10 protein-coding genes are annotated in these 12,343 nt (G+C 48.8%); all 10 read right to left on the reverse strand.

Going from position 1 to position 12,343, the window contains the following annotated elements; all coding sequences use genetic code 11:
• Window positions 1-18: 18 nt before the first annotated feature.
• The 10 genes from H7A02_13105 to H7A02_13150 all read right to left on the reverse strand — a co-directional run bounded on the left by H7A02_13105 (window position 19) and on the right by H7A02_13150 (window position 12,278).
• On the reverse strand, window positions 19-1,536 hold the full coding sequence (locus tag H7A02_13105; protein ID MCP5173197.1) for an aldehyde dehydrogenase: 1,518 nt from the start codon (window positions 1,534-1,536) through the stop codon (window positions 19-21).
• 94 nt (window positions 1,537-1,630) lie between these two features.
• On the reverse strand, window positions 1,631-2,926 hold the full coding sequence (locus H7A02_13110; GenBank protein MCP5173198.1) for an MFS transporter: 1,296 nt from the start codon (window positions 2,924-2,926) through the stop codon (window positions 1,631-1,633).
• Window positions 2,923-4,584: an ATP-dependent acyl-CoA ligase gene (locus H7A02_13115; GenBank protein ID MCP5173199.1), complete on the reverse strand. Its 1,662-nt coding sequence runs from the start codon at window positions 4,582-4,584 to the stop codon at window positions 2,923-2,925. The genes H7A02_13110 and H7A02_13115 overlap by 4 nt, the downstream gene beginning before the upstream one ends.
• A 77-nt stretch (window positions 4,585-4,661) precedes the next feature.
• Entirely contained in the window at window positions 4,662-5,531 is an 870-nt protein-coding gene (locus H7A02_13120) for an SDR family oxidoreductase (protein ID MCP5173200.1), read from the reverse strand.
• Between the two features lie 138 nt (window positions 5,532-5,669).
• Window positions 5,670-6,911 carry an acyl-CoA dehydrogenase family protein gene (locus H7A02_13125; protein MCP5173201.1) on the reverse strand — a complete coding sequence of 414 codons (1,242 nt, stop codon included), beginning with the start codon at window positions 6,909-6,911 and terminating at the stop codon, window positions 5,670-5,672.
• Between the two features lie 37 nt (window positions 6,912-6,948).
• On the reverse strand, window positions 6,949-7,734 hold the full coding sequence (locus H7A02_13130; protein MCP5173202.1) for an SDR family oxidoreductase: 786 nt from the start codon (window positions 7,732-7,734) through the stop codon (window positions 6,949-6,951).
• Between the two features lie 231 nt (window positions 7,735-7,965).
• The gene (locus tag H7A02_13135; protein ID MCP5173203.1) at window positions 7,966-8,766 is read right to left on the reverse strand and encodes a glucose 1-dehydrogenase; all 801 of its coding nucleotides are present in this window, start codon (window positions 8,764-8,766) and stop codon (window positions 7,966-7,968) included.
• A gap of 53 nt (window positions 8,767-8,819) precedes the next feature.
• On the reverse strand, window positions 8,820-9,626 hold the full coding sequence (gene fdhD, locus H7A02_13140; GenBank protein ID MCP5173204.1) for a formate dehydrogenase accessory sulfurtransferase FdhD: 807 nt from the start codon (window positions 9,624-9,626) through the stop codon (window positions 8,820-8,822).
• 80 nt (window positions 9,627-9,706) lie between these two features.
• The gene (locus H7A02_13145) at window positions 9,707-11,251 is read right to left on the reverse strand and encodes an FAD-dependent oxidoreductase (protein ID MCP5173205.1); all 1,545 of its coding nucleotides are present in this window, start codon (window positions 11,249-11,251) and stop codon (window positions 9,707-9,709) included.
• A gap of 64 nt (window positions 11,252-11,315) precedes the next feature.
• On the reverse strand, window positions 11,316-12,278 hold the full coding sequence (locus H7A02_13150; protein ID MCP5173206.1) for a dimethyl sulfoxide reductase anchor subunit: 963 nt from the start codon (window positions 12,276-12,278) through the stop codon (window positions 11,316-11,318).
• Between the last annotated feature and the right edge of the window lie 65 nt (window positions 12,279-12,343).

Consider the following 12,343-nt stretch of genomic DNA (forward strand, 5'->3'; position numbering starts at 1 on the left):
ATTTGTTTGGGTCAAAAACTATTTACATACATGTGAAGGCACGCCTTCGAGAATGATTGTCTTACTCTCTAAATAGGGCCGAAGGCCGTCAACACCGCCTTGTCGTCCTATGCCCGACTGTTTGAACCCTCCGAATCCTATTCTCATGTCACTGCGAAACACATTGTGGCCAACTGTTCCTGATTGAAGTTGCCTGGCTACAGCGTAAGCGCGATCAACGTCGTTAGTGAAGACAGAGTTATTAAGCCCGTATTCAGTATCATTGGCCAAAGCAATAGCGTGCTCTTCACTGTCCGCCGCAATCACACATAACACTGGCGCAAAAAATTCTTCTCTGGCAATCGCTGAATTGTTGTCAACATTTGCGAAGACCGTGGGTTCATAGAAATAACCCTTGTCCAGATGAGCAGGCCGGCGACCACCGACCGCTAACGAAGAGCCATTGGCAACTGCCCGCTGAACCATTTGCTCGACTTTATCCCGCTGACGCCCCGACACTAAAGGCCCCAATTGGGTTTCGGGATCAAATGGATCACCAATCTTGACGGATTGGTAAACCGAACCAAGTGCATCAACCAGCTCATCATGTCGGCTCTTTGTCACAATTATGCGAGTCAGCGAAGAGCACACTTGGCCGCTGAGAAAACAAGAGAAACCGGCAATGGACTGCGCTGCGGTTTCAATATCATAGTCGTCCAGAATCACCGCCGCCGATTTGCCACCCAGCTCCAGCGTAAACCGCGCCACACGTTCGGCACAAAGTGCGCCAATGTGTTTGCCCGCCACATCTGAACCAGTAAAAGTAATTTTGTTGACCCACGGGTGACGAACAAGCCTCTCTGAAGGGCCTCTATCTGCTGTGACTACATTTAAAACACCTGCTGGCAAACCAACTGCCTCTGCGACCTCGGCCATGATATAACCGGCACCGGGCGCTTCGGGCGAAGACTTCACAATCACACAGCAGCCCGCCAACAAAGCAGGCGCGATGCTGTACGCCATAATATTGATAGCCGCATTCCAAGGCACGATTGCACCCACAACACCAACCGGCTCTTTTACCAACAATGCAATTTCACCACCACCCGGAGGATTATCAAATCGTTCCTCAAATGGAAAACTGTCGGCAAGCTCTGCGTAATAACTGTAGACATCACCAATAGTGCCGGAAAATGCACTGGCAACTGCATGCACAATACCCATTTCATTTGGCCAGAGCTGCGCGATATCTGCAGCTCTATTGGAAACCTCCGCAGCCATCGCTTTCAAATAGCCCGCTCGCTCGGCATGAGTCATTTTTGGCCAAGGCCCCTCGGAAAAGGCAACATGAGCGGCTTCGACTGCGCGATTTACATCTTCCTCACAGGCATCGGCAACCTGCATATACAATTCTTCAGTTGCCGGGGCGGTCACATCAATAAGCTTTCCGGACAAAGGTTTAACCCACTCGCCATTAATATAAAGGCAGTCGGGGTGTGCTATAGGTACTGCCGAACTATTTATAGGTACCGCCGAACTATTATTAGATAAAGTCATTTACCGTCCCCTTCTATTAGTCATTATTGCTGTACATATCTTTATGAAACGCTCTTCTCTGTTTAAGCCAAACCACCCTGGGTTCCTCAAGGCGTCACTCGCCTTTGTACCAATCCTGATCCAATCGTCTGCCGGCCAACCAATAAAATATCGCGGTGAGTGGATAAAACAACGCCGCATAAACCAGCAAAGAATAACGCAATGAATCTTCGGCAAATCTCGCAGAGAAGCTGTCTGACAACGCTCCCAAAATAGTAGCACCGAGACCTAAACCAATTAAGTTGACCACAAATAGATAACAGGCAACCAGCGTTGTTCTCATCGCTGGCGATCCGAGGTTCTGTATCGCCACAGCGACAGGAGACGAGCCAATAACGCCACAAGCCTGCGGAAATATAAATAATGCAAATGCCAACGGTAAGCTATTTACCCACAAGGCGCTGGTCAAAAGAGGCAATCCAATAAGAAAGGCAATGCTGGGTACATAAGCATAATAAGCGGGCTTCGCACTCCCCAGTTTGTCGCCAAGCCAGCCACCCAGAAAATTGCCTAACAACCCGCCAACAAGAACTAACGCACCAAAAAGCCATGCCGTATCACGAAGGCTTAGTTCATGGCTGCGCTGGAAAAACGCGGGAAGCCAGAACCCAAAACCATAAAGCACCATGGCACCGGTGGACATACCCAGTGACAAAAACCAGAAGCTCGGGCAACTCACAACATGCCGGAAAACTTCGCGAACAGGGGGCCCGGAAGATGTCGCCACAAAATCATCGTACTTCCCTCGTTCAGGTTCTCGCACAGTGAACCAGATAACAGGGGCAACCAAAACACCCGCCAAACCAATGCAAATAAAGGCCGTTCGCCAACCGTAATAATCTGCAATCACACCACCGACGATAAGCCCTAATGCGGAGCCAATGGGTATACCACAACTGATGACCGCAATGGCTCGCGTTCGCTGGTGTGGGGGAAAATAGTCCGACAGCAGAGAATACGCTGGAGCAACACCCCCGGCTTCACCAACACCCACACCCAGCCGGTAAGCGAATAACTGTACGAAACTGGTAGCCAAACCACAAAACGCCGTAAAACCGCTCCAAATGGCGATTGCTGTGGCGAGAATTTTTTTGCGATTGGAGCGGTCTGCCAACAAGGCAATAGGAATGGCAAATGTCGAATAAAACAGAGCGAATGCAAAACCACCCAAAAGGCCCAATTGCGTGTCAGTAAGCCCTAACTCGTCTTGGATAGGAATCGCCAGAATCGCAATCAACTGACGATCCATATAGTTCAAGGTGTAATGCAGAAAGATCAGAAGCAATACATAAAACTTATAACTCGGCTTCTCTATAACTGCACCATTAGAATAGCTTTGCAATGATTTCATTTTTTAAGTGTTATTCCTGATTGCTCTATATCCCAACAATCAGCAGTCACACCCTCTTCCTTCAATTTGTATTTCTCAACCCGGTCGCTTGGGGTCTTCGGAAGAGTATCCCGGTAGGCGATATAACGAGGGATGGCGAAATAAGCTATTCGAGTCTTACACCATTGAACCAGTCCGGCTTCATCAAGTGTTTTCCCTTCCTTGAGTACCACTACGGCTTTAACATCCTCTTCGCCAAGCGGTGATGGCACACCAACCACACAGGATTCAAGTACATCCGGGTGTTCATTAATCACAGACTCAACCTCAAAAGACGAAATGTTTTCACCTCGCCTGCGAATAGCCTGCTTCTTGCGATCGGAATAATAAAAGTAGCCGTCTTCATCGCGACGGGCAAGATCGCCCGTGTGATACCAGAAGTTACTCATTAGCTCGAGCGTCTTTTCCGGCATTTTGTAGTAACCGGTCGTACCAAGATACATACTCTCCGGCTGAACGATAATTTCCCCCACGACACCTGGCGGTACCTCATTATCATTTTCGTCAACCACTTTTACCCGATAACCATTAATCGGCTTGCCACAGGAACCGGGGCGACGACTTTCATAGGGATTAACCAGGTTAAACAGAGCTTCTGTTAATCCGTACAACTCCAGCAAGTGGGTATTAAACCTGTCCTGAAACGCCTGCCAAATATTTTCAGGCGCGGCAGCACCCACCATCAATCGAAGGGGGTTGTCTGCATCATCGTCACGCGGATCCTGTTTCATCAGCATGGAAATCATACCGCCAATGTAATTGACCGTTGTGCAACCGTACTCACGAGCCTCATCGAACAGGCCGCTGGCCGAAAACCGTTCACTGAATACGGCTTTTGCATCTGCCAATATCGCCGGTAGAACCGTCATTCCTCGAGCTGCGGAATGAAAAAAGGGCATTTGCGTCATCATGACATCGTCTTCAGTTAACCTACAACTTTGCACATAAGAGAGCGCACACTGATACCAGTAATGATGAGACATCATCACACCTTTGGACGGCCCCGTAGTGCCAGAGGTAAACAGAATTGTCGACAGATCTTTAAAGCTGATATTTAAATCGGGGGTTGCGTCGGACTGGTTGGAAAAGTCCGTATAACGACTAATATCGAGCCCTTCCCAAGCGGGTAACTGCGGAGATTCATCCCCGGAGCCAACTACCACCACAAACCGCAGGTTATCCAGCTTCTCCAGGATACTTTCAATGTGATCCAGGTAGTCTTCAAATACCACCAGCCCCACACAATCACCGTGGTTAATTTGATGGGCAAGGCCGTTACCACGCAGAGCAACATTAATAGGGACATCAACGCCACCCAGCTTGCTTAACCCAAACCAGCTATACAGATGCTCCGGAATATTTGGCAGCATTACCGCTACCTTGCTCTCGTACCCGACGCCATGACAACGGAAGCCGTTAGCCAACTGATTGGTACGAAGGTGCAATTGCTCGAACGTAATCTGTTTTTCGCCAAACTGAAAGACAACATGGTTAGGCAGCCTTCTGGCCTTGTCTTCAATAATAGCGGGCAATATCCGGTCGGCCTGCCCGTACTCCTGCATCTGCCAGGCAGCCCATTTCTTCTCGGCTTTTTCGAATTTATCCTCCCATCTAGACACGACTTGTTACCCTCAATTTTATTCTCTCGTCAGGACCGCTTTTTCAACAAAGCAACACCATGGTTTCGAACCCGCGTTCAAGGTCGGTTCTTCAAGACCTCAGGTTCGATAGAACGGTGAAACCCGTTATACGGTTGATTTTTACGACTCTTTTCAAGTGTCCAGGTTTGTCGTGCATTCGGTGCCCCGCCATCAATCCGGATACAGGTTCCCGTAATATAGGCTGCCGCCGGAGATAACAGATAGACAATAGCGGCAGAGATCTCGGACTCAGTACCATAGCGTTGCAACGGTACCCGATCAGGGTATTCGTACAGCTTAGGAAGAATTTCAGGTGGATAGGTATCAAAACCACTCGAAGCAATGCCACCCGGGGCAACACAATTCACACGCACATTGTCCGCACCCCATTCACAAGCGACTGATTCCGACAGTGTCAGCATGCCGCCACGGGCTGCGCCGGAATGAGAAAAGTCCGGCCAGCCATTCCAGATATCGGCAATCATGTTGACGATATTGCCGCCATTGGCTTTCATCCAGCGCGTGTAGACCTCGCGCATAAAGATAAACCCGCCTGTAAGGTTATTTCTGACAACCGCTTCAAAGCCTTTGGTTGAAATGGTTTCCATCGCCGTTCGATACTGGCCACCGGCATTGTTGACCAAGGCATCAATCTTGCCGTACTTTTCCAGCACAGCATCAATGACATTGCCTACAGATTCCTCGTCCCGTATATCGCAGGTCTGAACAAACACTTCGCCACCATCTTCCCGGATTTCTGCGCTGACCTGATCCAATTTCTCGACACTGCGCCCAACAATCACAACGTTGGCGCCCAGTGCTGCCAGCTCATGTGCCGTGCACCGGCCAATACCACTGCCACCACCGGTGACAATAACGGTTTGACCTTTAAACAGGTCTGGTGCAAATACTGACTGATAACTCATATTTATTTCCTTAACGATATTTTCCGCGGGTAGAGGTTGTCCGCCGAACAAATATTTAACCGTCGCAACCAACGGTTTATGATTTATTGATTCCGAATGCCATGAATGCCGAGATTTACTCGTCGGCTTACGGACGGATCATCGCGCAGCCGTACCAAAACCAAACAGGTATTGCGCGACCCTTCGCTTCTGCACTTCTTCAGAGCCTTCTGTAATCCGATAGCGTCGGTGATGCCGGTACATGTGCTCAAACGGTAGTGCACGGGTATAACCCATACCACCATGGACCTGAATAGCTCTGTCCGAGGCTTCACAGGCAAGTCTGTTGGCCCGGAAGTTACAAATGGAAACCAGATCGCTAATTTCAATCGGGTCCTGATTGTCCATTTGCCATGCCACCTTGAAAATAAAGTTTCTCAGCATTTCACACTCGGCGTGTAACTCCACCAGCGGGTATTGAATGCCCTGGTTTTTTGAAAGTGATTGTCCGAAGACTTTCCGGGACTTCGCATATTTGGCCGCTTCCGCGATGCAATACCGGGCAACACCTGCACTGGCGGCAGCCTGCCTGATTCTGTTTTCGTGGACAAATCTCTGGGCGACGATCAATCCCTGTCCCTCTCCATGCAAAATCGCGGAATCGGGAACCCGGACATCTTTAAAGCCAACCTCTGGGTGGTCGCTGGGCATGTTGAATGTCCAGTGATTGTAGAGAATATCCACACCAGGAGTAGACATGGGCACGATAAATGCCGTTACACCTTTTGCGTCTCCGGCCTTGCCTGAAGTACGCGCAAACACTAAATCTGCTTTGGCTCTGTAAACCTGGCTGTTAAACCGCTTCACACCGTTAATGACCCAGTCATTCCCGTCTTTTACAGCCGTCGTTTCGAGCCAGGTAGCATCACTGCCGTGATCGGGTTCGGTCAGTCCAAATGCCAGATGGTTTTTCCGGGTAATAATGCCCTCAATGTACTGTTTTTGCTCTTCAGTACCGTATTCATTGAGTATCGGGACCAAAGGAAAATTACCGACAATTGAAGACTCATCCTGCAAATCGTTATGCAGGCCAAGCCCTTTTGCGGCAAGGTGCTCACGAATGGCCGCATTAGCAAGATTCGACCCTTCCTGACCACCACATTCTTTTGGCAGGCAATAACGTAAGTGGCCTGCTTTATCAGCACGGCGCTCCATTTCCGCAATCAGCTCTTCCCACTCCTGTGTGGGTACACCGTCGTTATCCCAGTCAGTTCTGGCATGCTCTCTTCGGTGGTCAAAAAACTGCATATTTTCACGCTCAAGTGGTTTGATCTCCGACTCGATAAATGCGTCAAGCTCTTCAAGCTTGTTGGTAATGTCTAATGGCAAATCAAAATTCATAACACCTATTCTCCAGAAAAATTTTGCAGCCTAACCATCAGGCAAAGCGGCCATAGGGATGCGTGCTGCTAATGCCACCATCGGCAACAATCAGTTGACCCACAACATAGGCGCTATCGTCACTAGCAAGAAATGCTGCCACGCCTGCTATCTCTTCAACCAAGCCGGGTCTTTTAAGCGGCGTTAGCTGGCCCAGCCTGTCTTCTTTGCCCTTGGCCCGAGCAAGCTCAAACGTCGCTTTCGTCAATTTAGTTTCACACAGACCGGGAAGTACGGCATTCACCCGAATACTGGTTCCCGGAAAAGCATTCGCCGCATTCATAGTCAGGCTGTTAACTGCCGCTTTGCTGGCGCAGTAAGCAGCAGTGCCGCCATTGGCTCGCAGCGATCCTGTTGATGACATCAGGATGATGGAACCTGTGCCCGTCGTCGTCATATGGCGCCCCGCGTACTTAACAGCAAGAAATGCACTGATGACGTTATCCCGAAACTGACCTTCCCAAACGGCCACTTCCTGATCCAATAACGGAACAAAGCTATCGGTATTACCGGCATTGGCGAAAAATATCTCCATCCCACCAAAAGCGTTGATACAGGCATCAACTGTCGCAGCCACCTGTTCTTCAATCGTAGCGTCGGCCATAAACGATTCCGCCACACCGCCCTGCGCACGAATCAGTTCAACGGTTTCATCAATATTTTCCCGAGTGCGGCCAACGGCCAGCACACTGGCACCTTCCTCAGCAAAACGCAGAGCCGATGCGCGACCGATGCCGCTGCCAGCGCCGGTCACTATAGCCCTTCTACCTGCAAGTCTTTGCATTTCTCTTCCTCTCAATAGCATTTCGGCGTATAGCGCAAAAAACACACTTTGCCATCTTTAGAAAACCAAAATATTAAAAAATTATTCATAAAAAACAGATATATTTAATAGATTGGATCTTATCTAACAAGATAATTCACATCAAAATGCTTGTCAATCACTCTTTCCAGCTGCAGCACACGAAGCCTCTGTATAACGCCATTGATCAGAGATCTTGCTACAACGGCAAAATCAATCATTCCCCCGCCAGGCTATCGTGCCGCCGTCGACAGGATAATAGCTACCGGTAACGAAAGAAGCTTCGTCCGATGCCAGGAAACACACCAGTTGAGCAACCTCTTCAGGTTTGCCCAAGCGTTTTATCAAATGTGGTCCCGACAATCGCGCTTCGGCAACCTTGCGATCATCAAACGATTCCAGACTATGTTTCAGCATCGGAGTTTCTATTGCTCCGGGAGCGTAGGCATTACAGCGAATACCGAAGGGGGCCAACTCTACCGCCATCGCCTGAGTCAACATTTTCACAGCGGCTTTACTGACGGAGTAAGACGGTATCCCCGGATACGCAAATGTACTGGCCACCGAAGCGGCATTAATAATCGACGGCGACAGTTTTGATACTTTCAAATAAGGAAGCGCAGCTTTCATCAACCGCCAGATCGCTTTCACATTGATATCCATTACTTTGTCCCAGGCCTCCTCACTGAGTGAACCAAGCGACTGAGCTGTACCTGTCACACCATCATCGGTAACACCCGCATTATTCACGATGGTGTCAATGCCACCTGCCGCCGACACCGCCTTTTTGACCAGGGCCTCAATATTGTCAAGCTGGCTCAGATCCGTTCTGACAAAAACGGCTTGCGCCCCGGCAGAGCGCACTTCATTCGTTACCTTCTCACCTTCTATTTCATTAATGTCAGCCAAAATTACCCACGAAGCGCCCTCGTTGGCTGCCGCTACAGCAATTGCTCGTCCCATTCCCTGAGCCGCACCTGTCACCAGAACCTTTTTGTTAGCTAATTTTCCCATCCATTTTTCTCCAGTATTTTATGAATGTTATTGAGGGCCTGAATCCCACATTGTTATCTTGCATAAAGAACATACCCACCCTGGCGCATAAAACCTGTCAGCGAAACATTAAGTTCATTGGCTAGGCGGATGGCCATCGCCGTAGGGGCGGATATGGCAACGATATGTCCCACTCCAACTGCTGCGGCCTTTTGAACAATTTCAAAGCTGGCTCTGCTGGTAGTCAGCATTAATCCCTCGGAGAAGTCAGCTCCTGACAGAGACAGAGCACCCAACAGTTTATCGACAGCATTATGCCGCCCCACATCCTCTCTTACGCAGGAAACCGCTCCCTCGGGCTGTACCCAAAAAGCGGCATGCGTTGCTCCAGTCTGGTTAAACAGCGCCTGATTTTTCTTTAGTCCTGCCAGTACTTTATCCATCAGTTCAAGATCGAATTCTTCACGTTCTTCGACGGGTGGCAAATCCCTGTACACATGGTTAAGACTCTCTACACCACAAATTCCGCAACCTGTTCGGCCCGCCATGGAACGGCGATGTCTCTTCAGACGCGAAAAACACCGACTGGAAATAGTCAGACCTATCCGCACACCTTTGACACCTGAATAAATTTCACAATCAAATATATCAGCGATCGAATCGACAACCCCTTCGGTCAAACTGTAGCCGAAGGCAAAGTCTCTGAGGTTAGTAGGTGTCGCCATCATGACCGCCGATGCAACGCCGTTATACTCAAGCGCAACGGGTGTTTCTTCCGCAACGTAATCCTGCAGCTTTTCAATCACACCATTGACGCAGCGCTCGACTACAACGTCTGTCGCTGGAATAAGCTCGAAACTACTACTTAAATTCATCTGCATAAAAATTTGTTCCAGAGGCATTGTTGGCGGGTAAAATCTGCCATTTCACGAGCAGTTCCCAGAAGCAGTGCTCAATATTTTCAAGAGACAGTTTTTTCAGCGGCTGAATTCTGCCCTGCAATACGACCAAAAATTAACGCTTGGCCATTTAGTGTTCCGCTGCCGGGGTAATACTGCCCAACAACCTGATTAGCAACCGAGCCTGCACAATATAACCCCGGAACTGGATTCCCCTTAGGGTCAATAGCTTGGGCTTGCGCATTTACTTTCAGGCCGCCTTTAGGAATATACCAAATCACATCAGCAGAATAGTTGAGCGCATAAAAAGGTGGCTTTTTGATACCTGAAAGATACTTCTTGTTCTTCTTGAACTGAAGATCTTCACCTTGTTCACACATGTTGTTGTATTCGGCAACGGTATTACCCAAAAGCAATGAAGGAATTTTCATGATCCTGGCAAGCTCTTCAACAGAAGATGCCTTGCCCGATACATTCAGCTTTTCGATAGCATTATCTGGAAGCTCATCCATAATTCCCTGATCAATAACAACCCAACTATCCGGAAAATCTCTTGCTGTCAGTACACCAACCGGATCCCCATACTGATCTTCTCCAGCATAACGCTGCCCTTTATTGTTAACCAAAATGCCTTTTGCAAGATTTTCGTAAGGGTAGTAAACCGGTAAATAGGCAATACTCTCCCCCATTAGCCTCGTATCCACACCAACAGATTGCCCCATTTTTATACCACTACCATCGTCTCCCTCAGTACCAATAAAAACACCACAGCGTAAAAAGGCTGGGCAATGCTGTGCCATCATTTCTTTATTGGCACCAAAACCGCCGCTCGTCAGAACCACTGCGCGCCGGGCTTTTATATACTGCTGGCTTTCACCAACACTGACGGACACACCGACCACCCTGCCCCGACCATTGACAATAAGCTGCTCTGCCATCGCATTAAAGATAAATCTGGCCCCGGACTGATCAGATACTTGCTGCAAGGCACCGATAATGGCATGCCCGGAAAATCCTTCGGCTTCGCCGTGGTGCCCGCGCGGCACCGGGTTTGCAATCGATGCATAAGGTTCCTGCTGCTCATTACCTGAATAAACCAAACCATCGTCAGTAGTAGGAACAACATGTTTACCGGAAATAAAGGATTGCTTGAATTTCACGCCGTGATTGACCAAAAAGTCATATAGATCCAGGCTCTTGTCGCAAAATAGCCCGATCATTTCTGAATTAGCGCCATCGCCTACCGCAGCCATCATATAGTTGTACATATTGTCTCTGGAGTCTTCATATCCCAAAGCCTTCTGTAGCGGCGTACCACCACCCATGTAAACGATACCGCCGCTATACTGAATTGCGCCACCGCCGGATTGCATCCGTTCAATCACAGTTACCTCGGCACCGGCCGCTCTTGCTTCCAATGTGGCCGCCGTACCAGCAGCGCCATAACCGACAACAAGTACATCGGTTTCACTATGCCATTGTTCAGACATATCCTCTTCTGCAATGGCTTGTCCTGATTTCACGAGACTTCCTACCGACAAAGCTGCTCCACCGGCTAATACATTTTTTATGAATTGTCGACGCGCAGGATCTTTTTGATCGGTCATATCCGCTTTTCCTTAGTTTTTTAACTTAGTAATTTATAGCTGTTTTTTATGTTTCAAATAAAACTCAAAGACAACGACTGGCCGGAGGAACTATGGGCTCGTAGGCACCAGACATTACAAACGCGCTCCTGTAGGCATAGTCACCAAAAAGTCTGGCTACAACTGCTAGCAGCAGTAACGCTACAGTCACTGGCTGGTTTGATTCAGCGCTAAACAACGAAGCAATTAACAAACACCCTACAGGCACCAGGATACCCCCTACACCCGCACCCCACAGCATTCGTGCCCGAAACTTGTTTTTGATCAACCGCTCAAGCGAAGCCTCAATAGCAGCCGTGCGGGGAACAATAAAAATGTGGAGTAATGTAATAAGCGTTGCTACCGTCAGGCTGATCAATATGGCTGGCTGTAACCAGTGAGAAAAAGCGGCCTCTATCTCAAGCAGGTTCACAGCCAGTAGAAACAACAACAAGGCTGACGCAATAGAATGAAAGGAAAAACCCAGGGGAAGATAAAAAGTCCGCCACAGGGTAACGGCCTTCATTGATCGTAACATCATGCCTGCATAAATAATCACCAGAGGTGCAGTCACTGCAGCCAGCCAGTTCAAGCCTTCCTCCAGAGCACCGGTATTAACCCCGGCAAGTGACCCAACCACATGCACGGTAATACTGGCTACAGAGAACGCCATAAACAGGGTAATAAACAGCGACCCCCTTGATACCCAGGAAGTTCTGATTTTGGTCAGCGCCCGCCATGCGAGGTGAGCTCTGGAACCCAGGTGTAAAACCAACGCAACCACCGCAACGGCCACCAGCACCACACCAGCTATTTGTATAAAAAAGCTGTCTGCCATGAACCCTAATAAGTAAAGTGCAGCGCCAACACCTTCCCCAAAAAAACTGATCACTTCCAGAAAAGCCATATGCTCGACATAGCGAATTTGTGAGGTAGAAAATGCCCCCACCATTGGGCCTGTATTAGAAACTGCATTTTGTGGTATCGATTGATTAGAAGAGCTCATCATGCTGTGCCTGATATTTAATTGGTTTTTTTAATACGGTTTTTATATGAGGGGCGTTTTAAGTCATA

Source organism: Pseudomonadales bacterium (assembly GCA_024234435.1).
GTDB lineage: Bacteria > Pseudomonadota > Gammaproteobacteria > Pseudomonadales > Porticoccaceae > JACKOF01.

Excerpts from the sequence above, each read along its gene's own strand:
- H7A02_13125 (MCP5173201.1), bottom strand. The coding sequence starts at position 6,911 with ATGAATTTTGATTTGCCATTAGACATTACCAACAAGCTTGAAGAGCTT.
- H7A02_13130 (MCP5173202.1), bottom strand. The coding sequence starts at position 7,734 with ATGCAAAGACTTGCAGGTAGAAGGGCTATAGTGACCGGCGCTGGCAGC.
- fdhD (MCP5173204.1), bottom strand. The coding sequence starts at position 9,626 with ATGCAGATGAATTTAAGTAGTAGTTTCGAGCTTATTCCAGCGACAGAC.
- H7A02_13145 (MCP5173205.1), bottom strand. The coding sequence starts at position 11,251 with ATGACCGATCAAAAAGATCCTGCGCGTCGACAATTCATAAAAAATGTA.
- H7A02_13105 (MCP5173197.1), bottom strand. The coding sequence starts at position 1,536 with ATGACTTTATCTAATAATAGTTCGGCGGTACCTATAAATAGTTCGGCA.
- H7A02_13110 (MCP5173198.1), bottom strand. The coding sequence starts at position 2,926 with ATGAAATCATTGCAAAGCTATTCTAATGGTGCAGTTATAGAGAAGCCG.
- H7A02_13150 (MCP5173206.1), bottom strand. The coding sequence starts at position 12,278 with ATGATGAGCTCTTCTAATCAATCGATACCACAAAATGCAGTTTCTAAT.
- H7A02_13120 (MCP5173200.1), bottom strand. The coding sequence starts at position 5,531 with ATGAGTTATCAGTCAGTATTTGCACCAGACCTGTTTAAAGGTCAAACC.
- H7A02_13135 (MCP5173203.1), bottom strand. The coding sequence starts at position 8,766 with ATGGGAAAATTAGCTAACAAAAAGGTTCTGGTGACAGGTGCGGCTCAG.